19 protein-coding genes and 1 pseudogene are annotated in these 23,052 nt (G+C 52.2%); 14 read left to right on the plus strand and 6 right to left on the minus strand.

Going from position 1 to position 23,052, the window contains the following annotated elements; translation table 11 throughout:
- The first annotated feature begins 103 nt into the window (after window positions 1-103).
- The 6 genes from HV213_RS29155 (at window position 104) to HV213_RS29180 (ending at window position 5,012) form a co-directional block, all read left to right on the plus strand.
- Window positions 104-586: a PTS sugar transporter subunit IIA gene (locus tag HV213_RS29155; protein ID WP_181484256.1), complete on the plus strand. Its 483-nt coding sequence runs from the start codon at window positions 104-106 to the stop codon at window positions 584-586.
- A complete protein-coding gene (locus HV213_RS29160) occupies window positions 583-1,761 on the plus strand; it encodes a glycoside hydrolase family 88 protein (protein WP_181484257.1) in 1,179 nt (392 codons plus the stop codon). Before HV213_RS29155 ends, HV213_RS29160 begins: the two co-directional genes overlap by 4 nt.
- A gap of 12 nt (window positions 1,762-1,773) precedes the next feature.
- Window positions 1,774-2,271 (plus strand): PTS sugar transporter subunit IIB, encoded by a 498-nt coding sequence (locus tag HV213_RS29165; RefSeq protein ID WP_181484258.1) that lies wholly within the window; start codon window positions 1,774-1,776, stop codon window positions 2,269-2,271.
- A gap of 11 nt (window positions 2,272-2,282) precedes the next feature.
- On the plus strand, window positions 2,283-3,083 hold the full coding sequence (locus tag HV213_RS29170) for a PTS mannose/fructose/sorbose/N-acetylgalactosamine transporter subunit IIC (RefSeq protein ID WP_181484259.1): 801 nt from the start codon (window positions 2,283-2,285) through the stop codon (window positions 3,081-3,083).
- A complete protein-coding gene (locus tag HV213_RS29175) occupies window positions 3,076-3,918 on the plus strand; it encodes a PTS system mannose/fructose/sorbose family transporter subunit IID (protein WP_142512736.1) in 843 nt (280 codons plus the stop codon). Before HV213_RS29170 ends, HV213_RS29175 begins: the two co-directional genes overlap by 8 nt.
- 395 nt (window positions 3,919-4,313) lie before the next feature.
- Complete coding sequence (locus HV213_RS29180) at window positions 4,314-5,012, plus strand: oligogalacturonate-specific porin KdgM family protein (RefSeq protein WP_181484260.1); 699 nt, start codon at window positions 4,314-4,316, stop codon at window positions 5,010-5,012.
- A gap of 131 nt (window positions 5,013-5,143) precedes the next feature.
- On the opposite strand, the gene HV213_RS29185 is transcribed toward HV213_RS29180, so the two are convergent.
- The 4 genes from HV213_RS29185 to fdhD form a co-directional block, all read right to left on the minus strand.
- Window positions 5,144-5,356 carry a YdgH/BhsA/McbA-like domain containing protein gene (locus HV213_RS29185; protein ID WP_181484261.1) on the minus strand — a complete coding sequence of 71 codons (213 nt, stop codon included), beginning with the start codon at window positions 5,354-5,356 and terminating at the stop codon, window positions 5,144-5,146.
- 201 nt (window positions 5,357-5,557) lie between these two features.
- Complete coding sequence (locus HV213_RS29190; RefSeq protein ID WP_228288584.1) at window positions 5,558-7,753, minus strand: tetratricopeptide repeat protein; 2,196 nt, start codon at window positions 7,751-7,753, stop codon at window positions 5,558-5,560.
- A 113-nt stretch (window positions 7,754-7,866) separates the two neighbouring features.
- The gene (locus tag HV213_RS29195; protein ID WP_181486524.1) at window positions 7,867-9,690 is read right to left on the minus strand and encodes an ATP-binding protein; all 1,824 of its coding nucleotides are present in this window, start codon (window positions 9,688-9,690) and stop codon (window positions 7,867-7,869) included.
- Between the two features lie 531 nt (window positions 9,691-10,221).
- Window positions 10,222-11,058, minus strand: a complete 837-nt coding sequence (fdhD, locus tag HV213_RS29200) for a formate dehydrogenase accessory sulfurtransferase FdhD (RefSeq protein ID WP_181484262.1) — start codon at window positions 11,056-11,058, stop codon at window positions 10,222-10,224.
- Window positions 11,059-11,213: 155 nt separating this feature from the next.
- Here fdhD and fdnG point away from each other — a divergent pair, with 155 nt between their 5' ends.
- The 7 genes from fdnG to fdhE all read left to right on the plus strand — a co-directional run bounded on the left by fdnG (window position 11,214) and on the right by fdhE (window position 20,598).
- A complete protein-coding gene (gene fdnG, locus HV213_RS29205) occupies window positions 11,214-14,264 on the plus strand; it encodes a formate dehydrogenase-N subunit alpha (RefSeq protein ID WP_181484263.1) in 3,051 nt (1,016 codons plus the stop codon).
- Between the two features lie 12 nt (window positions 14,265-14,276).
- Window positions 14,277-15,179: a formate dehydrogenase subunit beta gene (gene fdxH, locus HV213_RS29210; RefSeq protein ID WP_181484264.1), complete on the plus strand. Its 903-nt coding sequence runs from the start codon at window positions 14,277-14,279 to the stop codon at window positions 15,177-15,179.
- Window positions 15,176-15,811 carry a formate dehydrogenase cytochrome b556 subunit gene (fdoI, locus tag HV213_RS29215; protein WP_110276095.1) on the plus strand — a complete coding sequence of 212 codons (636 nt, stop codon included), beginning with the start codon at window positions 15,176-15,178 and terminating at the stop codon, window positions 15,809-15,811. Before fdxH ends, fdoI begins: the two co-directional genes overlap by 4 nt.
- A gap of 166 nt (window positions 15,812-15,977) precedes the next feature.
- Entirely contained in the window at window positions 15,978-17,321 is a 1,344-nt protein-coding gene (locus tag HV213_RS29220) for a vWA domain-containing protein (RefSeq protein ID WP_181484265.1), read from the plus strand.
- Between the two features lie 17 nt (window positions 17,322-17,338).
- On the plus strand, window positions 17,339-18,832 hold the full coding sequence (locus tag HV213_RS29225) for a sensor histidine kinase (RefSeq protein ID WP_181484266.1): 1,494 nt from the start codon (window positions 17,339-17,341) through the stop codon (window positions 18,830-18,832).
- Between the two features lie 3 nt (window positions 18,833-18,835).
- A complete protein-coding gene (locus HV213_RS29230) occupies window positions 18,836-19,522 on the plus strand; it encodes a response regulator transcription factor (protein WP_181484267.1) in 687 nt (228 codons plus the stop codon).
- A 146-nt stretch (window positions 19,523-19,668) separates the two neighbouring features.
- Window positions 19,669-20,598, plus strand: a complete 930-nt coding sequence (gene fdhE, locus HV213_RS29235; RefSeq protein ID WP_181484268.1) for a formate dehydrogenase accessory protein FdhE — start codon at window positions 19,669-19,671, stop codon at window positions 20,596-20,598.
- Between the two features lie 108 nt (window positions 20,599-20,706).
- Here fdhE and HV213_RS29240 read toward each other — a convergent pair.
- Window positions 20,707-20,940 (minus strand): annotated as a pseudogene (locus HV213_RS29240) (CopG family transcriptional regulator); the annotation flags it as partial.
- A gap of 204 nt (window positions 20,941-21,144) precedes the next feature.
- Between HV213_RS29240 and HV213_RS29245 the strand changes: the two are divergent.
- On the plus strand, window positions 21,145-22,062 hold the full coding sequence (locus tag HV213_RS29245) for an alpha/beta hydrolase (protein ID WP_181484269.1): 918 nt from the start codon (window positions 21,145-21,147) through the stop codon (window positions 22,060-22,062).
- Between the two features lie 17 nt (window positions 22,063-22,079).
- Here HV213_RS29245 and fabY read toward each other — a convergent pair whose 3' ends face one another.
- Window positions 22,080-23,021 (minus strand): fatty acid biosynthesis protein FabY, encoded by a 942-nt coding sequence (gene fabY, locus HV213_RS29250; protein ID WP_181484270.1) that lies wholly within the window; start codon window positions 23,019-23,021, stop codon window positions 22,080-22,082.
- Window positions 23,022-23,052 lie beyond the last annotated feature (31 nt).

Consider the following 23,052-nt stretch of genomic DNA (forward strand, 5'->3'; position numbering starts at 1 on the left):
CGTCCAAAAATTAATTTTTCACCTTTAAAAACAAACAAATAAAAACATGGCACGCTGATTGCAAAATCCCTGGCAGATACCTGAAAAGATTAAGGAACGCGAAATGCGAGAGATGTACATCGCAACTCATGGCCGCTATGCCGAAGGGATTGTCTCAGCGTTAAATCTGCTGATTGGCGACGACCACGGCGTCACGCCCGTTTGCGCCTACTGCGGCGAAATTGGCTCAACGGCAGAGCTGGCAGCCCGCTTTGACGCCATCGCTCAACAGGCCGCCGCTCTTGGCAATGAACTGGTGCTGTTTACCGATATGCCCGGCGGCAGCGTCAACAATACCGCCGTACAGATGATGGTCAAATACCCTCACGCCCACGTTATCAGCGGCGCCAACCTGATTATGTTGATGGAGTTTTGCATGTCGGAACACCCTGATACCGCGCAGCGGCTTCAGGATGCGGTTGCCGCCGCCAGCGGGGCGATGCAGTACATGAATCTGTTGCCGGAGATCATCGCAGCGCGCCAGGCAACGCAGCAGCAGACCCAGGACGATATTGACGATTTTTTTGCCGGGGAGGAAAACCTGTGACCATCGCACTCGAAGCACTTGATGCCCGTTACTTCTCACCGCAACCGGGGCTGGATAAGACATGGTTAAGCGGGGCTATCGCCGAAGTGCTGGACCAACTCGATGCCATGCTGCCGCGCTTTACGGCAACGTTTCCCGCCGCCAGCGCCACCCATGGCTGCTACGCAAGCGTGGAGAAAGTCGACTGGACCGAGGGATTCTGGACCGGGATGCTGTGGCTCGCCTGGGAGGTGACCGGCGATGAAAAATACCGCACGGTGGCGGAAAACCTGCTCGACAGCTTTGAAGAGCGGCTCGATAAGCAGATCAAAGTCGATACCCACGACCTCGGCTTTCTCTATCTGCTCTCCTGCGTTAACGCCTGGAAGCTCACCGGCAACCTGCGCGCCCGGGAACTCGCCCTGCGTGCCGCCGAACTGCTGTATCGCCGCTTTAACGCCACGGCGGGCGTCATTCAGGCGTGGGGGGATTTAAGCGACCCGGCGCGTCAGGGGCGGATGATTATTGACTGCAACCTCAATGTCCCACTGCTGTTTTGGGCCGCCGACGAGACGGGCAACGCCGCGTGGCGGGAAGCCGCCAGTCGCCATCTGGCGCAGGCTGCGCGTTATCTGGTGCGTGAAGACGCGTCGACCTTTCATACGTTTTATATGGATGTAAAGAACGGCCAGCCGCTGCGCGGCGATACGCATCAGGGGTTCAGTGATAGCTCCTGCTGGTCACGCGGTCAGGCGTGGGGAGTTTACGGTTTCGCGCTGGGATATGCCCATACCGGCGATGCCTGGCAGCCCGAGCTCTCCCGCCGCCTGGCGCACTATTTTCTCAACCGCTTACCGGACGATTTTGTCTGCTACTGGGATCTGATCTTTACCGCTGAAGATAACCCGTACCGGGACACGTCTGCGGCAGCAATCGCCGCCTGCGGCCTGGCGGAATTGCTAAAGCTACTGCCGCTAACCGACCCGCTGCGCCCGGCCTACGCCAACGCTATCGAGCTGATGATGCGCAATTTACGCGAGCATTACTTTGCCCACGCGCAGGACGGCCTGCTGCGCGAAGGCGTTTACAACTTTGGCCGCAATATGGGTATTAACGAACCAAACCTCTGGGGCGATTATTTTTATTTCGAAGCCCTGGTTCGCCTTTCCCGCGTCTGGACCCCCTACTTTTGCTAACTGGAGCTACACATGATTTCTTTAGTACGTATTGACGATCGTTTGATCCACGGACAGGTTGCCGTCGTCTGGACCAAGCATCTGGGCGTGAACCGCATTCTGGTCGCCAATGACCAGATCGTGAATAACGAAGTGCAAAAAATGTCGCTGCGCATGGCGGCTCCCGATACCGCCAAGTGCGCCATTATGGCGGTCAAAGACGCGGGCGATGTGCTTAACGACCCGCGATCTGACGCGATGAAGATTATGGTGATCGTTAACAATGCTGCCGATGCCCGCCGTCTGGTTGAACAGGTTCCGGGGATAAAAACCCTGAACGTCGCCAACTTCGGGCGTATTACCGACAATCTGGCGGCGAAAAAGCGCATAAGTGACACCGTCTACGTGACGCCGGAAGATGTGGTGGATTTCCATGCTATCGCCGATCGTGGCGTAGCCGTTGAATACCAGGTCCTGCCTTCTCATCCGGTCAAAAACCTGATTGAGATGCTGGACAACGCCGCCAGTTAAGCGAGGTCGCTATGTTAACGTCTGCATTACTTGTCGCACTGGTGATGTATATCGCCAAATTCGCCGACCATACTCTGGGCCAACCGTTAATCGAACGACCGCTGATCTGCGGCGCGATGGTCGGACTGGTACTGGGTGATCTCCAGCAGGGCATTATTATCGGCGCCACGCTGGAGCTGATTTTCCTTGGCACCATCACCATCGGCGGCTCCGTCCCCGCCGACCTGGCGGTGGGTTCGGTGCTGGCTACCGCGTTTACCATTCTGACCCGCGCGGAACCGGCGGTGGCCGTTGCGCTGGCGCTGCCCATCAGCCTGCTGGCGGTGTTCGTCTACCAGGTGCTGAAGCTGGTTTATACCGCCCTGGTCGAGAAATATGACGCATTGCTTGAAGAGGGACGCGACCGTGCCGCACTCGGCATGACGTTCGGTATGACGATGTTTTACGGCGTACCGTTCGCAGTGCTGGCGTTCTTCGGCATCCTGTTCGGCACCGACGTTATCCGCAGCCTGGTCGAAAGCATCCCGGACACGGTGATGCGTGGAATGACTGCGGTAGGCGGCATTTTGCCAGCGTTGGGCTTCGCGATTTTGCTCAAAGCATTGTGGAACCGGAACATCGCAGCGTTCTTCTTTATCGGCTTTGCGATGGCGGCCTATCTGCAGTTGCCGATCATGGGCATTGCGATTATTGCCGCATCCGTTGCCGTTTATCTGTGCTTTAACGAGTTCAACCAGCTTAAAGCGAACAAACAAGCGGCGACTGCCGCGACCCCGTCAGTTGACGATAAGGATGGGTTCTTCAATGACTGATATCCATAACAACGCAGTGAGCGCGTACAGCGACAGCAAGAGTGAGAAAAAGATGTTCCGCCAGCTGTTCTTCCGTCAGTTCCAGTTGCTGGGTTCGATGAACTTCACCCGTATGGAAGGATTGAGCTACGGCTGGGCCATCGCGCCGATGCTGAAAAAAATCTATGCTGGTGACCCGCATCGCTATACCGAGTCGCTCAAACGTAACAGCCAGTTCTTCAATACCAACCAGCATTTAGCGCCGTTTATTATGGGCCTGACGCTGTCGATGGAGAAAGAGAACGCAGCCAATCCGAACTTTGATACCTCCAGTATTAACGGCATCAAAGTGGCGCTAATGGGGCCATTCGCAGGGGTCGGGGATTCCTTCTTCTACGGCGTGCTGCGCATTATCGCCACCGGGATCGCCATTGGTCTGGCGTCGCAGGGTAACCCGCTGGGGCCGCTGCTGTTCCTGCTGATTTACAATATTCCCAGCTATCTGCTGCGCTATTACGGCGGGGTAATGGGCTACCGTCTGGGATCAAAATACATTGCCGAAGCAACGCAGTCTGGGCTGCTGAGCTGCATAACGAAAGCCTCGGCGATGATGGGCTTGATGATGGTAGGGGCAATGAGCGCCAGCATGGTGAAGTTTACTACCACCTTCAAAACGACCATCGCCGGGCAGCCCTTTGTGCTGCAGGAGATCCTCGACAAAATTTGCGTCGGGCTGATACCTCTGCTTTTAGTTCTGGGCTGCCTGAAGCTGCTGAATAAAAAGGTTAGCCCAAATAAGGTATTAATTATGCTAATTGTCTTTGGCTTTGCGGCTGCTGGCGTTGGGATAATTTAATTTGTCATCAAGCTCCCTGTAATAAAGGGATATACCCTTCATACTTCAAGTTGCTTGTGCGTTGGCTTTCCTCGCTCACCCCAGTCACTTACTAGAGTAAGCTCCTGGGGATTCACTGCGTCGCCGCCTTCCTGCAACTCGAATTATTTTGGGGATAGAACAGGTAGCCCGGACAGAAGCACGCTGCTGGTTATTTCCCGGAGGCGGCGCGTTGCGCCTGTCCGGGCTACAAAAGCCCTATAAATGTTTAATATTTAAATAGAAAAACCGTCAGCGTCGAATAACAAACAGAAATATCACAATCAATATATTTATTTTAAGGATTTTATATTCTGACGCAGAAATTGTATTTATTTGCAAAATAATGGCACTCAATAAATCCTACAGGAATAAAAATGAAAACATTACGCACGCTGTTGATAGGCATACCGCTGACCTGCTTTACGCTAAATGTATTTGCCGCGACTACCTGGGTTGATAACCGCTACGCACACACTACGGCCGCTGAGAAAAATCAGTATAAAATAGGTCTGGGCCATATATTTGATAACGGTGCTGGAGTACTGGCTTCTGCTATGTACGATCTCGGGCAAGACTTTAATCAAATGAAAAGCTCTTTTCAGGAGTTTGAAGGCTGGTATCCCATTCCGCTTAATGAAAAATGGACGCTGACGCCGGGGGGATTAACCGATATTGATAGCAATGGGACGAAGCTGGCTCCTTATATCAGCCTCGATTATAAAATCAGTAAAACATTAAGTTTTAGCAGCCGCTATCGCTATAACCATATGACCCATAAAGAGCGCGATTATAATGGCGAGATGGATTATAACGACAGCCATCAGTTCGACCTGTTCCTTAATTACCAGGCGACAGAGAAACTGTGGCTCCAGCTCAACCCGGAATTTTTCGTTAACACCAACGACTTCAATGCTTCTAACGGGCAGAAAACCCACTGGGAACCGAGCATCGTGGCACGCTACCGTGTTGATAAGCACTGGCTTCCTTATGCGGAAGTCGCCTGGCTGGATCAAGACCAGAATCATGACAATCAAGTGCGATTCCGCCTCGGAATTCGCTATTACTTCGATTAACTTTAGTAAGAACACAAAGCTGTTTTAGCTATTTTATCCGCATTTCTGCCGCCGGGCGGCGGCTAACGCCTTGCCCGGCTTCAGGCACAAAAAAAGCGCCCTGAGGCGCTCTTTCGACAGTAGCTTTAAGCTTATTTGTTCAGTTCCGCTGTCATATGCACACGGTTACCGGTAAACGCTTCGGTAATTTTGTAAGATGATGCGCCAGCAGCCTGGGCCTGAGCGGCGATTTGCGCTTCCGCGCCATCGATAGTCATAGCGGTAGCAGTGACGGTTTCAGCGGCAAAAGAACCAAAAGAAGCGGCCAGAGCGATAACTGAAACAAAAGTTTTGATGCTTTTCATGATATAAACCCTTTACGTTAGTTGTTTGAATAAGGCGCTGTGCCTTGATGTGATAAATAATAGCCCTCACATCAGCAAACAAAAAGCGGAAGGATTTGCTTTAATAATTCAAATTATTTGAACTAAAATTCTGATGGTCCATGCGCCTTACCTGGACGACCAGACAACAAGTCCGGCCGCTCAGGTAGGTATAATTTACTGCTACAAACCATAGCGCTCCGCAATAGCGCGATGCCTGTCCTCATTGGCGCCAGCGGCCTGCGCCAAAGCCCACCAGCTTAGCGGATGCTCCCAGTCTTCGGTCAAACGGTGAAGGGTTTTATCAATATCGGCTTTCGTCACCGACCGTGGCGCACTGATGACAAAGTAGAATCCCGGTAGAAGCTCTGCATTCTCCCCCTGATGGCTATCCGTCAGTTGATAGTCTTCTGGGCTGTTACACCAGTAAAACCATTGCAATTCGCTTAGTGCTTCGCGGAAAGCGGTATATTGCGCTTCTTCAGGCCTGACGCCATCGCAAAACCAGGATTCTCCGTAGGTTGAAGGGACAATCGTGTGCAGCACATTATAAAGCGGCGTGAAATTTTTCCGCTCTTCTTCATCTTCCGGCGGGGTATTGAGAAGTTCAGCGTCAAATACCACCACCTCGTCGGCATGTTGAGGATATTCAGTGCGATAAGCAGGTTCGATGACTCTGGCGGTAACCGGGCCAATGCGCCTTGCATAATAATAACGGCTTTCATAATCTTCACGGAAATGCAGGCGGATAATACCCCAGTTTTCGTCAATAAAACCCTCACCTTCAGAGAGATCCATATCTAATTCAGTGGCTATCTGGCGGACAATCTCCCACTTCTGCAATATGCTGGCGACGGACATAATGTCCCACTGAGTGTTCCGAATATCGATTTCGCGGCGTGTCTGTAGCTCCAGAAGTTGCTGCAAATATTCCAGTTGCCTGTCAAAGGCCAGCTGTTTCTGCGCAGCCCAGGCGCTCAAGCGATACACTCCAGGCCACTCCCGGCCAATCTCATGCTGAATCAACTTCTGACCCATCGCTTCAAGCGAGACCCAGTCGCCCTGCTGGTCAAGCACCCGGGAGCGGAACCATAGGGCCATATGTTCCACGCCCGCGTCTTCATACTGACAGGCCAACTGTTCAATAGCGTTAACGTCTCCTCTTGCTACCAGTAAGTCCAGAAGCTGGAAACAGAGAGAATTTTCATCAAGCAAATGTCTTTCTACATACTGACGCAGAAATTTAATCGCCTCATCCTGCGCATTACAGGCACTTAATGCATCAGCCAGTTTACTTAGTAACTCAGCATTATCCTGGTCATGCAGGTAGGTACGGCGATATATTTCGACATCTTTTTCCGGATCAGGGTCACTATTTTCATCGCTATTTCCCACCACGATATCAGAGGGGCGAGTCAGCAATTCGGCTTCTTTTGCTGTGATTTTTTCGCTAAGTTCAAGGTATTCGATATCAATGCCATGCAAAGCGCGAAGCTTGGGAATATGCTGCTGCGCCAGATTAAACGCCAGCTTTGCAACCCAGATGGATTCACGCTCCAGCGCCAGTTGGATTTGTAGTTTAGCGAGATTGACGACTTTCCGATGGGCGCCAACCTGTGAGCGCTGTTCCAGCATTTGCTGAATAATTCTTGCCAGACGCCAGGTATTGCGTTCAGGAGAACGCGGAAGTAACACGCCAATAATTTGAATCCACTGATCCCAACCGTAGGGAGTAATATCCGACAAAGCGGGAAGCTGCTCCCAGACTTCATCATCTTTTCCCATTTGCGCCAGAATATACAGTTTCTTTAAAAGATAGCTGATGCGATCGCGCCCCCAGTAATCATTTTCCTCGGCGAGCTCTTCAACTAATTTTGCGGCTTCGTCATAACGTTGTAACGCAATTAATATATTTACGCGCGTCGCTAACAAAGGTTCAATATTGTCCTCACCCGCGTCGCGAACGGCGGCAATCTGCTTATCCAGATAGACCAGCGCCTGCTCATGCTTATTAGTATCCATGAGCGCGCTGGCATATTCCGTCGATAAACACTGAAAGCAGTTCCATGTGGGGTCGATACGGGACATAGTTTCTTCGCATACCGCCATACGTTCCGCCGCCCACCCGGGAGCATCGATGTTTTCATAACAGGCGGATAAATCCTGCGTTACGCAGACCGACTGCGGGCAATCAGCGGCTTCTTCACGATGCGCTTTTTCAAACAGTGCAACGACGTCCGGTAGAACTTTTTCGCCTTCACTGTAGTTGGTCAGGCGATGCCGTAGCTCCCAGTGACCGATGAAAATCTCCAGCCATGGATTTTTTGCTACCTGGTTGAGCGCTTTCATCTCCGGCAACAATGCATCCGCTTTTTCCATTTGTAAATGTAGTACGCAGTCAGAAAAATCATCAATCAGTTGTGGAATATATCCCTGCCCGACGTCACGTAATTCCTGACTATAATTGTTTTACCATTCCCATGTATCCACTTTTACTTTCCTTGATTAATTAATGATGGAATAACCTGAGTAAAATCTTCCAGCGCTTGATATAAATCAAGTTGCTGGTTCGAATTACCGCCGGCGCATAAAATAACTTTTAAAGATTTTAATAAGCGTAATGCCGCTACCGGTTGTTGCTGCTTCTGCAATGCGGCAACTAACTGAATAACATAGGGATTATTTAAATTCAGATAGAGCGTTGAGGTTTTGATTTGTTTAATTTGCGAGGTAAACTGACGTGCCAGCATTAATGCCGCAGTACTGATTCTCTTATCGGCATCATCCTGCTCAAGAATTTGTTTTAATTCCGCCTCCCTGTCGGCAGTCACGATCAGCGGCAAAACGGCTGGTTCGAAGCGGGAAACAATCAGCTGTTCACCATCGCATAGCTCTTTTTCCAGATAAGTCACTATCTCATCGGGAAGATCTGCAAGCGTAAAGAGCTGTTCATTACCCGTTCGCGTCCCCACTTCGATAACCCGACAATGATAACGCTGCGCCCATCTACGTAAAAAAGGGAGAACGGCATAGCGATCGCCTCTGGCAACGGGCCGCTGTAAAATATGGAACAGCATCTCCTCAAAACCGCCATCCTGGCTTAATAATATATTGATACTGTTATTAATTCGTAAATCTTTAGCTCGCAGCGGGCCCTTGGATGTGGGCACCTGTAATTTATCTTTCAGTAAATCAAATAAGCGCTCGTCACACAGCGCCGCGCCAAGTAATGCTTCATTGTGCCGTAGCAGCACCCGCCGCCACATTTCCGGCTGGTATTGTGCTAAATCGGATAATCCGGAAATAAGTGATTCCGATAAAGCCTCCTGGACGGCATACCAGGTTTCATCACGCTGCAGATCTTCACGACTCGCCGTTGGCGTCAGCTTTGATGATTCAATTATCCCGCCGACAAACCCCGCCCACGGCGGCAGCAGATCCCGCGCGTCATCGTCCAGCAGCATTCCGCGTAAAAACAGCGACAGATTACGGTTATCGCTAGTGCCATAGGTACTGCCATCCTGGATCCACAAAATCCCGACAGCATCGCTCGACCCGGAGGGTACTATCGGGATTGTACAAATAGGTTCAGAAGATTCAAACTGCGCGGCAAAGGCAAGGTTCTTACGCTGCACTAAAGCCGTGTGCATCGATACGCCCTCAGGAGTGGATTCACGCCATGGCGGCAGGAGTTTATTGACCGGCTCCTGCGCATCACCGACAAAAACAGGCTCATGCAGTAGTATGCAATAACGCGAAAGCACCCGTTTCAACAGGGTATTGCTGGCAAGATGGCTATAGTCTTCTTTCAGAGTCAGTATGACCTGCGTCCCTCGAGCGGTGGCTGTGCACGGGGTAACCGAATAACGCTGACCATCGGTTGAATGGTATTTCCAGCCCTGTTCCGGCGTTTGCCATGATGTTGTGAGCACCGTAACGTCTTTAGCCAGAACAAATGCGGAGAGAAAACCGAGGCCAAACATTCCTATCAGCCCTGTATTATCATCCTGCTGACGTAACATTCGGGTATAGCCCACGCCGACCGTGGCTAAAAAACCGTGAATTTCACTTTCAGTTAACCCGGCTCCGGTATCCGAAATGGTAATTGTCGATTTCGCGGCATCGGCAACAATACGAATATGGTTGTCACGCGGTGCATTCGGTTCCTCAATGCGTAGACGAACAATAGCATCATGCCCATTTTGAACCAGCTCGCGTATCGCCACAATTGGCGTGGAATAAAGGTGCTTACTTAATACTTCAATTAAACCCTTTAAATTTACTTCTGTGGAAAAAGAATCATCCGTTGGTTGCATCAATCTCATATCGTCAACACCCACAATCCATCGTGCCATTGAATAAATAGCCTTGTCGTATTTATTCCACTCGTATTATTTGTCGTGATATTAAAGTAGATGTAATACCATAGACATTATGATTACCCAGTAACGTTGATATAATACGCGGCATCATATAATCACTATTTACCGTTAACTGCAAGGCACCCTATTAACCACGAACAACCACTTGCCATTAAATACCCGTCATACTTCAAGTAGCATGTGCGTTGGTTTTATTAATCGGCTCATCCATGAGCCTTGCGGGCCGCCGTTACACTGCGTTCAAATCTGTTCCGGACAGATTTGTCGCTCACCCCAGTCACTTGACCTCCATAAGCTCCAGGGGATTCGCTGCGTCACCGCCTTCATGCAATTTGAATTATTTAGGGTATAAAAATAAAATATAGCTAAACAACTAACATTAATTGCTTTAATAATATTCTGCTATTTTTGACAAGAATACGTGACTTAATAGTCCGTAATCCTATTGCAGGATTACGGAGATATTTATTTTGCGCTCAGCCGCTGCGGATGAGTATAGATAGTCGCCCTGCCCGGCTTGCAGAATCCCACCAGCGTCAGGTTGCAGCGCTCGGCAACTTCTACTGCCAGCATCGTAGCGGCAGAAACCGCAAACAGGATTTCCACTCCGCACATAGCCGCCTTCTGCACCATTTCATAACTGGCGCGACTGGAGACTAACGCGGCGCCATTGTGCCAGGCATCCCCCAGTTCCGCGCGGCGTCCGAGGAGTTTATCCAGCGCCACGTGACGACCCACGTCTTCATAGCCGCCCAAGAGATCGCCGGAAGGACGAACCCAGGCCGCGGCATGCGTACAGCCGGTCAGGCGACCTATCGGCTGGAAATCGTTCAGATGCGCCAATGCGCGATCGAGATTCGCCAGGTCGAACGTCTGGGTAAACGGCAGCGGCTGCACCGGCTTACCGATATCGTTGAGCTGCTCAACGCCGCATACGCCACAGCCAGTGCGCCCGGCCAGCGCGCGACGGCGCTCTTTCAATCCCATAAAACGGCGGCTGGACAGCTCAATTTGTACTTCCAGGCCATTGCAAGCCTGTACGACATCCATCGCATAAATTTCACGTCGATTTTCTATAATCCCTTCGGATAAGGAAAATCCCACGGCGAATTGCTGCAGATCCTTCGGCGTCGCCATCATCACGACGTGCGAGATGCCGTTATAAACCAGAGCAACAGGTACTTCTTCAGCTAACTCGTCTGGATGAGGATGTTGCAGATCTTCGCGTTTCCAGAGCATCACCTGACGATAACCTGTGACATCTGTCACATTTTTGACTTGTTCGAGAGGGTTCTTATTCACTTTGTCTTAACCGTATTGGAACAGGCATACACACAATGTGGTATTCTGTTTATATCCCTCCAGGAACGAGGGAAATTACCCTAATTCTGAACCTTTGCGGCCCTTACCGCAAAGCAAATAACTATATGTGACAATGTCGAAACAAGGAGCGAACCATGCAGGTCAGCAGAAGGCAGTTCTTTAAGATCTGCGCTGGCGGTATGGCAGGAACCACGGCGGCTGCGCTGGGCTTTGCGCCCGGTTTAGCGCTCGCGGAAACACGGCAGTACAAGTTGCTGCGTACCCGCGAAACCCGTAACACCTGCACTTACTGTTCCGTCGGTTGCGGGCTGTTAATGTACAGTCTCGGCGACGGCGCAAAAAACGCCAAAGCGTCTATCTTCCATATCGAAGGTGACTCGGACCACCCAGTCAACCGTGGTGCGCTCTGTCCGAAAGGTGCCGGTCTGGTGGACTTTATCCACTCTGAAAGCCGCCTGAAATTCCCGGAATATCGCGCGCCAGGCTCAGATAAATGGCAGCAAATCAGCTGGGATGAGGCATTCGATCGCATCGCTAAGCTGATGAAAGAAGACCGCGATGCCAACTATATTGCACAAAACGCCGAAGGCGTCACCGTAAACCGCTGGCTTTCCACCGGGATGCTGTGCGCTTCCGCTTCAAGTAATGAAACCGGCTATTTAACCCAGAAATTCTCTCGCGCGCTCGGTATGCTCGCGGTCGACAACCAGGCGCGTGTCTGACACGGACCAACGGTAGCAAGTCTTGCTCCAACATTTGGTCGCGGTGCGATGACCAACCACTGGGTCGACATCAAGAACGCCAACCTTATCGTGGTGATGGGCGGTAACGCCGCTGAAGCACACCCGGTAGGATTCCGCTGGGCGATGGAAGCCAAAATTCACAACGGCGCCAAGCTGATTGTTGTCGATCCGCGCTTTACGCGTACCGCGTCGGTGGCTGATTTCTATACCCCTATTCGTTCCGGTACTGACATTACCTTCTTGTCAGGCGTCATCCTGTATCTGTTGAACAATGAAAAAATCAACCGTGAATATACCGAAGCCTATACCAACGCCAGCCTGATCGTGCGTGAGGATTATAGCTTTGAAGACGGTCTGTTCAGCGGCTACGACGCCGAAGCCCGTAAGTACGATAAAACATCCTGGAACTATGAGCTGGATGAAAACGGCTTTGCCAAACGCGATACCACGCTGCAACACCCGCGCTGCGTCTGGAACCTGCTGAAGCAGCACGTTTCCCGCTATACGCCGGATGTTGTCGAAAATATCTGTGGGACGCCGAAAGCCGACTTCCTGAAAGTCTGCGAGTACATCGCGGAAACCAGCGCCCATGATAAAACCGCATCATTCCTCTACGCGCTTGGCTGGACACAGCACTCCATTGGTTCGCAGAACATCCGCACCATGGCGATGATCCAGCTACTGCTCGGTAATATGGGGATGGCGGGTGGCGGCGTGAACGCCCTGCGCGGTCACTCCAACATCCAGGGGCTGACCGACCTCGGCTTGCTGTCGCAAAGCCTGCCAGGCTATCTGACGCTGCCGAACGAAAAACAGGCTGACCTGCAAACTTATCTGACCGCCAACACGCCAAAACCGCTGTTGAAGGATCAGGTCAACTACTGGGGCAACTACCCGAAATTCTTCGTCTCGTTGATGAAGTCCTTCTATGGCGATAAGGCAACAGCGGAAAACAGCTGGGGCTTTGACTGGCTGCCTAAGTGGGACAAAGGCTACGACGTTCTTCAGTACTTCGAGATGATGAAAGAGGGCAAAGTCAATGGCTACATCTGCCAGGGCTTCAACCCCGTCGCCTCATTCCCGAACAAAAACAAGACGATTGCTTCACTGTCCAAACTGAAGTACCTGGTGACCATCGATCCGCTCAATACCGAGACCTCCACCTTCTGGCAAAACCACGGTGAGTCGAATGATGTTGATCCGTCGAAAATCCAGACCGAAGTGTTCCGCCTGCCATCCACCTGCTTTGCCGAAGAGAACGGCTCAATCGTTAACTCCGGGCGCTGGCTGCAGTGGCACTGGAAGGGCGCGGATGCCCCAGGGATTGCCGTAACCGATGGCGAGATCCTGGCAGGTATCTTCCTGCGTCTGCGCAAGATGTATGCCGAACAAAGCGGTGCTAACCCGGAACAGGTGCTGAGCATGACCTGGAACTACTCCACACCACATGAACCCGCTTCGGAAGAAGTGGCAATGGAGAATAACGGGAAGGCGTTGGCGGACATTACCGACCCGGCTACTGGAGCGGTTATCGTCAAGAAAGGCCAGCAGCTCAGTTCGTTTGCACAGCTACGTGATGACGGCACTACCGCCAGCGGCTGTTGGATTTTCGCCGGTAGCTGGACGCCGGAAGGCAACCAGATGGCACGACGCGATAACGCCGACCCGTCAGGCCTCGGTAATACGCTGGGCTGGGCATGGGCGTGGCCGCTTAACCGTCGTATCCTCTACAACCGTGCTTCTGCTGACCCACAGGGTAATCCGTGGGATCCAAAACGCCAGATCCTGAAATGGGACGGCGCGAAGTGGGGTGGGATGGATATTCCGGACTACAGCGCCGCGGCGCCGGGCAGCGATGTCGGGCCGTTTATCATGCAGCCGGAAGGGATGGGACGTCTGTTTGCCCTCGATAAGATGGCGGAAGGCCCGTTCCCGGAACACTACGAGCCGTTTGAAACGCCGCTTGGTACCAACCCGCTGCACCCGAACGTTATCTCCAACCCTGCCGCCCGTATCTTTAAAGGTGACAAGGAAGCGTTAGGTACAGCAGATAAGTTCCCGTACGTCGGAACCACCTACCGCCTGACCGAGCACTTCCACTACTGGACCAAGCACGCGCTGCTTAACGCCATCGCGCAGCCGGAACAGTTTGTAGAAATCGGTGAAAAGCTGGCGAATAAGCTCGGTATTGCTCACGGCGATACCGTTAAGGTCTCCTCTAACCGCGGTTTTATCAAAGCCAAAGCGGTGGTGACCAAGCGTATTCGCACGTTGAAAGCAGACGGTAAGGATATCGATACCATCGGTATTCCGATCCACTGGGGCTACGAAGGCGTGGCGAAGAAAGGGTTTATTGCTAATACCCTGACACCGTCCGTCGGCGATGCGAACTCACAGACACCGGAATTTAAATCCTTCCTCGTGAATGTGGAAAAGGTGTAACGGAGACGACTTATGGCTTATCAATCGCAAGATATTATTCGTCGTTCCGCCACTAACGGTTTCACTCCCGCGCCGCAGGCGCGGAATCATCAGGAAGAGGTGGCGAAGCTTATCGACGTCACCACCTGCATCGGCTGTAAAGCCTGTCAGGTGGCCTGTTCCGAGTGGAACGATATCCGCGACGAAATCGGTAGCAACGTCGGGGTATACGACAACCCCGCCGACCTGACCGCCAAATCCTGGACGGTGATGCGCTTCTCGGAAGTGGAGCAAAACGACAAACTGGAATGGCTGATCCGCAAGGATGGCTGTATGCACTGCGCCGATCCGGGCTGCCTGAAGGCGTGTCCGGCGGAAGGGGCAATCATTCAGTACGCCAACGGTATCGTCGACTTCCAGTCTGAGCAGTGCATTGGCTGCGGCTACTGTATCGCTGGCTGTCCGTTCAACGTGCCGCGCCTGAACCCGGAAGATAACCGCGTTTACAAGTGTACGCTGTGCGTCGACCGTGTAACCGTAGGCCAGGAACCGGCCTGCGTGAAAACCTGCCCGACCGGCGCTATCCACTTTGGCTCCAAAGAGGATATGAAGGTACTGGCAGGCGAGCGCGTGGCGGAGCTGAAAACCCGTGGTTACGACAACGCAGGGCTGTACGATCCAGCCGGGGTTGGCGGCACGCACGTGATGTACGTGCTGCATCACGCCGACAAGCCGAATCTGTACCACGGCCTGCCGGAGAACCCGGAAATCAGCGCCACCGTGAAGTTCTGGAAAGGTATCTGGAAACCGCTGGCCGCCGTTGGTTTTGCGGCCACCTTTGCCGCCAGCATCTTCCACTACGTCGGTGTCGGTCCGAACCGTGCGGAAGAGGAAGAGGATAATCTGGATGAAGAGAAAGACGAGGTGCGCAAATGAAAAGACGTGACACCATCGTGCGCTACACGGCGCCGGAGCGAATCAACCACTGGGTCACCGCCTTCTGTTTCATTCTGGCGGCGGTGAGCGGGCTGGGGTTCTTTTTCCCATCCTTCAACTGGCTGATGCAAATCATGGGTACTCCGCAGCTGGCGCGTATTCTGCACCCGTTTGTCGGCGTTATCATGTTTGCTTCGTTCATCATTATGTTCTTCCGCTACTGGCACCATAACCTGATCAATCGGGACGATATTTTCTGGGCGAAGAATATTCGCAAGATCGTCGTCAACGAGGAAGTGGGGGATACCGGGCGCTATAACTTCGGCCAGAAATGCGTGTTCTGGGCGGCGATTATCTTCCTGGTATTGCTGCTGGTAAGCGGTGTCATCATCTGGCGTCCGTACTTTGCGCCAGCGTTCTCTATCCCGGTGATCCGCTTTGCGTTAATGCTGCACTCGTTTGCCGCCGTAGCGTTGATTGTAGTTATCATGGTGCATATTTACGCCGCTCTATGGGTGAAAGGCACCATTACCGCGATGGTGGAAGGCTGGGTCACGAAGACGTGGGCGAAGAAGCATCACCCGCGCTGGTATCGTGAAGTCCGCGAAAAGCAGGATAAAAGCCAACCGTAAGCGCAAGAGATTGTGGTGGTATAAAATGGCGTCGTCTATCGACGCCATTTTTTTAGCGGATCTTGTTCAGTTTTGACAACTTTTTGACATCTTTATACAGATAACAGACCAATCGAGGTTCAGGTTCCATAAGAATGGATTCGATTCTTTCACAAGGAGACGTATCGTGAATCTAAAGCACCTTTTCGCCGCTCTGACCCTCGGTTTGCTGGCAGCAAACGCGGGAGTATACGCCCAGCAACCTGTCCAGAAAGTGGCCATCAAAGCTGAACTGGCTTCCCCTGTTGTCATGGAAAATACACAGGATAAAAACTACCTCAAAGTGTCCCTGACGGGGTTTCCTCTTAACGCCGCCAAACGCAGCCCGATTAACCTCGCGCTAGTGATCGACCGTTCCGGCTCAATGGGCGGCGAGCGAATTAGACAAGCCACAGAAGCCGCAGTGATGGCGGTAAATACCTTGAGTCCCCAGGACACGCTCTCGGTGGTGATTTACGACGATGTGGTGGATGTCATCGTCCCCGCAGCTAAGCTCAGCAATAAAGAGAAGCTCATCAGCCAGATTCGCGAAAAACTGACCGCCCGCGGCGGTACTGCGCTGTTTGCGGGCGTGAGTCGCGGTATCAAAGAGACCAGTAAGTTTCTGGATAAAACCCAGGTTAACCGCATTATTTTGCTCTCCGATGGCCAGGCCAATATTGGTCCATCATCAACCAGCGAATTGGCTGAATTAGGCAAAATCGCCGCCCGTAAAGGGATTGCTATCACCACGATGGGCATTGGCGAAGGTTACAATGAAGACCTGATGGCGGCGATGGCACAGTACAGCGATGGCAACCACGTGTTTGTACAAAATACCAACGATCTGGAGAAAGCATTTGCCCATGAATTTGGCGATGTAATGTCGGTGGTCGCCCAGGATGTGGTCGTTGAAATTAACGTCGCTGGCAACGTTAAGCCGCTGCGCCTGCTGGGGCGCGAAGGCGATATTCACGAGAATACGGTTATGGTGAAGCTGAACCAGCTTTACGCCAACCAGGAGAAATATGTCATGCTGGAGCTGCTTCCGGTAAAGGGTAGCGCAGCACAAAGCAAGCCGCTGGCCGATGTGAAGGTTAGCTATGACAACCTTGCGACCCACCAGAAAGAAAGCTGGGATGAAAAAATGGCCATACGCTACACCGCTTCTGCCAGCGAAGTGAAAAAAGCAGTGATAGAAGATGTGGTCGTCGATTCGGCGATTCAGAAGTCAGCGATTCAAAACGAGCAGGCCCTAAAGCTCATCGACGAAGGCAAAATGGATGAAGCAAAGGCGGCCCTGCGTGAAAGCACAAGTCTTATGGGTTCCCTGCAGCTCAGTGCGCCAGCGCCCAGAATGAAAGCGCAAGAAAGTGCAGAAGAAAACCGCCAGTTGCTGCAAAAGCTGGAAACGGAAAGCAAAGAATCTTCTCGTAAGTCATTGAAAGAACAAAACTACAGAACCAAGAATCAGAGTTCGAAAGCGAACTAATCCACAAGGAGTGCTGGATGCCCAGAAGCAAGCTGATTTATCTCATCGTCACGCTGATGTTTTTTATCCTGCTGGCTTACCTGGGCATTCGTACTCTGGAGCATGAAGTCTTACTGCGCCAGTACCAGACGCAAACCCTTGCCAGGACACAAACCGCCAGCGTGGCGGCGGGTATCGAAAATCTCCTGCAACAAAAAGCCTCGCGTCTGCATGCTATCAGCGATTTTATCGATCCCCAGAATTTCACCGCTCTCAAGACGCTAAAAGAACACGATAGCGACATTACCGCCGTGTTTACCCTGCGTAAAAACCAGCTGCTTTACCCCGATGAACGCCAGCCATTAAGTAATGAAGATAAAGAGTGGGTGCGCCAGCTAACGCCGTTGGCTAACGACCCCAGCCAGCTTGTCAGCCATATTGCTCACAATGAGCAAGAAACGCCGCAGGCGGGATGGTTTATTACCAGTGAAAATCAGGAGCCGTTATTGATTTACTGGCGACAAAAAGGCGATACGGTCATCGGCTTTCGTCTCTCATATGTGCAGCTGATGATGGATATTGCAAATAACGTTCAGGTTAGCCCTGAAGAGCAGCAGATAGTTCGGGTAAGTGAAAGTGGGCGACAGATTTTTCAAAACAAACAGGCAGTTCTGAATCATCTGACGCCGCTGGACTCGCGCACACTGGACTACCCGCTTACCCTGTGGCAAATCAGTGTTTATGGCGTTAAAACCCCGCTTTATCACATTTGGTTATGGGGTAGCGCGCTCATTCTGCTGCTGCTGACGGCTGTCGCTTTATTGGGCTATTCGCTGTGGCGGGAATACACTCGCGCCGCTCGCCAGGCGCGCCAGCAGGTAGATTTTGTCAGCCAGGTATCGCATGAACTTAAAACCCCGCTGACCAATATCACCCTCTATGCCGAGCTATTGCGTGAAGGGCTGGAGGACGATCAAACGCAGGAGCTGCGCTACATAGATGTCATCACTCAGGAGGGCCAACGGCTATCCCGGCTTATCCAAAATATCCTGACGTTTACACGAGCGCCTAAACTACATCTGCAGAAGGTGAATATTTCACGCCTCATCGCCGAAATCGTCCACATCTTTACGCCTGCACTTCAGGCAAAGGGGATGGCGATTCATCTCTCCTGCCCTGAAGAGATCATATTGCAAAGCGATCGCGACGTGATCACGCAAGTTATCAGCAACTTTATTAGTAATGCCGAAAAATACGCGGCGCAGGGTAAACGGGTCGATATCCTGGTGCAAACCACATCTGAACAGGTTGAGATCGCCGTTCGTGATTATGGTCCGGGCATTACGGAGAAAGAGATGAAGATGATATTTCACCCGTTTTATCGGGTTAAATCATCGATTACCGAAGGCGTTTCAGGTACCGGTATTGGGCTGACTATCGCGTCTCAGCTGGCCGAACGCCTGCAAGGAAAGATTCAGGTTACCGCCGAAAACCCCGGTGTGCGCTTTACGCTAACATTACCTCAAGGATGAAACATGAAGATACTGATTGCAGAAGATGACGCCAATATTCGCCAGGGGCTGGTTGATGCGCTGTCGCGTGAAGGCTACACGCTGCTTGCAGCCCCTGATGGCCGTGAAGCATTGGCTATCTACCATCGCGAAAAGCCGGACTTCGTGCTGCTGGATATCATGATGCCCGAAATGGATGGTTATACCGTTTGCCGTGAAATTCGCCGCCACAATGAACATATCCCCATTGTATTTCTCTCTGCTAAAGATGAGGAAATCGACCGCGTTGTGGGGCTGGAACTGGGCGCGGATGATTACATCAGCAAACCATTTGGCATTCACGAACTGCGGGCGCGAATCAAAACGATCGCCCGCCGCTGCTTAAGCCATAACGACCCGCAGCCTAATCTCAGCTTTTCCTTTGGGGATTTAGCGGTTTTTCCCAACGAACTGTGCGCATGGCGTGGCGAACAACGATTAGAACTTTCTCTGCGCGAAGTGCGAATTTTAAGCTGCCTGGAACGCCACAAAAATCAGGTGGTGACTCGAGATATGCTGTTTGACGCTGCATGGGGCTACGATTACATGCCCAACAGCCGCACTCTTGATCAGCATATTTCCCGGTTACGCAAGGTGATTGAGCAGGATGCTAATCACCCTCAGCTAATCCGAACGGTGCATGGTCTGGGGTATAGATATCAGGTATCGTAACGCACACATTGCGATGTCTTAGGTATATCCCGTATGCCGATTGCGGTTATCATTAATGACATTCACCAGAGCGGGCGCGTGATGCCCGCCAAATCACAGAGCGGACGCGACCATAGCCGAATCTGCTGAAACCAGGAAGTGACTAAATGAGCATTCGTATCATCCCGCAAGATGAGCTGGAAAAGAGCGAGAAACGCTCGACGGATATGATCCCACCGTTATTATTTCCCCGGCTCAAAAATCTGTATAACCGCCGCGCCGAACGCCTGCGCGAGCTGGCTGAAAATAACCCGCTGGGCGACTACCTGCGCTTTGCCGCGCTGATCGCCCACGCGCAGGAAGTGGTGCTGTACGACCATCCGTTACAGATGGATCTCACCGCGCGCATTAAAGAAGCAAACGACCAGGGCAAACCGCCGCTGGATATTCACGTGCTGCCGCGCGATAAGCACTGGCACAAGCTGCTGCATTCGCTGATTGCCGAGCTGAAGCCTGAGATGAGCGGCCCGGCGCTGGCAGTTATCGAGAATCTGGAAAAATCATCAGAGCAGGAGCTGGAACTGATGGCAAGCGCGCTGTTTGCCTCTGATTTCGCATCAGTCAGCAGCGATAAAGCCCCGTTTATCTGGGCTGCGCTATCTCTCTACTGGGCGCAAATGGCCAGCCTGATCCCCGGTAAAGCCCGCGCGGAATACGGCGAACAGCGCCAGTTCTGCCCGGTGTGCGGTTCAATGCCGGTCTCCAGCATGGTGCAAATTGGTACCACCCAAGGTCTGCGCTACCTGCACTGCAATCTGTGCGAAACCGAGTGGCACGTCGTGCGCGTGAAGTGCAGCAACTGCGAACAGACACGCGATCTGCATTACTGGTCGCTGGATAACGAGCAGTCGGCCATTAAAGCCGAGAGCTGTGGCGACTGCGGCACCTACCTGAAGATTTTGTATCAGGAAAAAGATCCGAAAGTGGAAGCCGTGGCCGACGACCTCGCCTCACTGGTGCTGGACGCGCGCATGGAACAAGAGGGCTTCGCCCGCAGTTCCATCAACCCGTTCCTGTTCCCGGGTGAAGGGGAGTAAAGCTGGCGTTATGTCGGGTGGCATTTGCTGCCCGATTTACAACTGATATGGCGTAATCACGCCTGGAATCCTGGCAAAATCTTTAGTGTTGCGCGTGACCCGTTCATACCACTCCTCGCGCAGTTTCTTTTCATATTCAACACCATCTTCCTCGCGGCTTTGCCAAAGCCCCAGCGCATTGGAAATAACGGCTTCAGCTTGCCTCTCCAGGTACTGTTCAACCGCTTCGCGCAACAGTTCCGCTCGCGGAAGATTGCGCTGCTGCTTGAGGTCTTCAAGACGTTTGATAACGTCATCTGATAAGTCGAGTAGTATTCCGCCCATATCCATCCCTGCGATCATGTTCACATATGCCTCAGCTGTATCCTGGGCGACTAATTTTCAAACAACATATACCTATGGTAGACCGGGGAAAAGTGTCGTCTGAAACGATTTTCACTTTTGCGAGCCGCTTTCCATAATCCTTCTGCAACCCAAATCCCTCATTTTATTTTGTTAAAAACCAGGCTATAACGCTGTATATCCAAACAGTTAAAGGGAATGAAAATGGCGCTTGAAAAAGGTATTGCAGAGCTGGTTCGGGAATTTATCGCTGCTGGTCGCCCCTCTTCGCGCGAACAGAATATTGATGACCGGAGAAACGGTTACGTCGCCAGCACCGTGCTAGCCGGGGAACAAGAAGAGCGCGTACAGGTAGAAGATATCGAGCTCGAAGGCATGATTTTTCGCGTCGTTTCACCCCTGAATGCTACTGGCGCACTGCCAGCCGTTATCTATTTTCACGGCGGCTGCTTTATCAGCGGTGGCTTCGCTACTCACGACAATCAGCTTCGCCAGCTGGCTTATCGCAGCGGCTGTCGGGTTATCGCCATGCAATACCGACTGGCACCAGAACATACTTTCCCTGCCGCACATGACGATGCGGAAAAGGGAGCGCTGATAATATATCGTCATGCAGAGACGTTGGGCATTGACGCTTCGCGTATTACGCTTGCTGGCGACAGCGCCGGGGGACATTTGGCATTAGTGACCGCTCTGCGCCTGAAGACAGCACAGGCCTGGAAACCCGCACAGCTCATTTTGATTTACCCGATGCTGGATGCCACCGCCAGCATGAAGAGCTATCTCGATAACGGTAAAGATTACATCATCACCGAAGATACGCTGCTCAGCGGCTACGAAATGTACCTTTTATCGACGGAACTCCACCATCCGGAAGCCAGCCCGCTCTGGCGTAAAGACTTTAGCGGCCTGCCGCCGGTGCATATTCTGACGGCGGAATATGACCCTTTGCGTGATGAAGGCGAAACGCTATATCAGCGCATGGTTGAACAGGGCGTTGACTGTACCTGCCAGCGCTATCTTGGGGTGATTCACGGTTTCTTTCAGTTAGGTGGTGTAAGCCCAGCGGCGCGAAACGCCATGGGGGATATCGCCTGGCGAGTCAAATCACCAGGCCAATAGATAAGCATGGGGGAAATCTACTCTTCCTCGTTACCGCCTTCTTCATACGAACCAAAAGGCTTCGCGGGCAGGACAATATAGATACCTTCAAAGACAGCGCCCAGTTGATCATCGCCAAACAGTTCAACCTGTAGTTGAACACGTGCTTTACGCCCCCGCGCCAGGCGGTCAAGATCGCCGCTTAACGAGCCAAGGTCGGCAACTGCGCTCGGGCGTCCGCTAATTGGCTGGCTGTAACGGATATGGGCATCGGCAAGAATAATCGTCCCGCCGAGATGCCGCTCGCGCAGCATCAGCCAGATAAGCCCCCAGCCGGTTAACGTTGCCTGTGAAAACAGGCTACCAGCAAACAGCGTATGGTGCGGATTCTGGTTACCAGCCTCCGGCATGGTGGTGATAAATTTTTGCCCGGTGTACTGCTGAATGCGCACGCCCATTTTCTCGCTGAGCGGAATATGCTGGTACCAGGCCTGTTGCAACTGAGCGCACCAGTCGCCGCGATGCAAAATATCGTCCAGCGAGGCTATCGGCTTAATCATCAAAAAATGGCGAATCGGCGTGGTGGTCGGCGTGGTGATTTCACCCTGGTTCACAAAACCAAGCTTGGCAAAGAAGTCCATCGCGTCTTCACGAGCGCTACAGGTCACGCGCTTAACGCCCTCCTGACGGGCAACCGACTCCAGCGTCATCGCCATCAGGGTACCCAGACCTTTATCCTGCACCGAGGGATGAACAGCCATAAAGCGAATTGAAGCTTCGTTCTCCGCATTCACATACAGCCGTCCGACAGCAACCAGATTACCCTCTTCATCAACAACCATCTGGTGGTGCGCCATCGCATCCCACGCGTCTCGTTCAGACCCTTTCGGCTGATGCAGCGGCTTACGCAGCATCTCCCAGCGAAACTGATAGTAGCTCTCTAACTCTTCTTCTGTTTGCGGTACACGAAGGTGATACATAGCTGTACTCTCTTTTGTTACCCGCAGCCTG

The sequence above is a fragment of the Klebsiella sp. RHBSTW-00484 genome (assembly GCF_013705725.1).
In the GTDB taxonomy this organism is placed as follows: Bacteria; Pseudomonadota; Gammaproteobacteria; order Enterobacterales; family Enterobacteriaceae; genus Klebsiella.

Coding starts and splice junctions, on each gene's coding strand:
- HV213_RS29170 (WP_181484259.1), top strand. CDS start 2,283: ATGTTAACGTCTGCATTACTTGTCGCACTGGTGATGTATATCGCCAAA.
- HV213_RS29195 (WP_181486524.1), bottom strand. CDS start 9,690: ATGCAACCAACGGATGATTCTTTTTCCACAGAAGTAAATTTAAAGGGT.
- fdoI (WP_110276095.1), top strand. CDS start 15,176: ATGAAAAGACGTGACACCATCGTGCGCTACACGGCGCCGGAGCGAATC.
- fdxH (WP_181484264.1), top strand. CDS start 14,277: ATGGCTTATCAATCGCAAGATATTATTCGTCGTTCCGCCACTAACGGT.
- fabY (WP_181484270.1), bottom strand. CDS start 23,021: ATGTATCACCTTCGTGTACCGCAAACAGAAGAAGAGTTAGAGAGCTAC.
- HV213_RS29185 (WP_181484261.1), bottom strand. CDS start 5,356: ATGAAAAGCATCAAAACTTTTGTTTCAGTTATCGCTCTGGCCGCTTCT.
- HV213_RS29165 (WP_181484258.1), top strand. CDS start 1,774: ATGATTTCTTTAGTACGTATTGACGATCGTTTGATCCACGGACAGGTT.
- HV213_RS29155 (WP_181484256.1), top strand. CDS start 104: ATGCGAGAGATGTACATCGCAACTCATGGCCGCTATGCCGAAGGGATT.
- fdhE (WP_181484268.1), top strand. CDS start 19,669: ATGAGCATTCGTATCATCCCGCAAGATGAGCTGGAAAAGAGCGAGAAA.
- HV213_RS29180 (WP_181484260.1), top strand. CDS start 4,314: ATGAAAACATTACGCACGCTGTTGATAGGCATACCGCTGACCTGCTTT.
- HV213_RS29230 (WP_181484267.1), top strand. CDS start 18,836: ATGAAGATACTGATTGCAGAAGATGACGCCAATATTCGCCAGGGGCTG.
- HV213_RS29245 (WP_181484269.1), top strand. CDS start 21,145: ATGGCGCTTGAAAAAGGTATTGCAGAGCTGGTTCGGGAATTTATCGCT.
- HV213_RS29175 (WP_142512736.1), top strand. CDS start 3,076: ATGACTGATATCCATAACAACGCAGTGAGCGCGTACAGCGACAGCAAG.
- HV213_RS29225 (WP_181484266.1), top strand. CDS start 17,339: ATGCCCAGAAGCAAGCTGATTTATCTCATCGTCACGCTGATGTTTTTT.
- HV213_RS29190 (WP_228288584.1), bottom strand. CDS start 7,753: ATGGAAAAAGCGGATGCATTGTTGCCGGAGATGAAAGCGCTCAACCAG.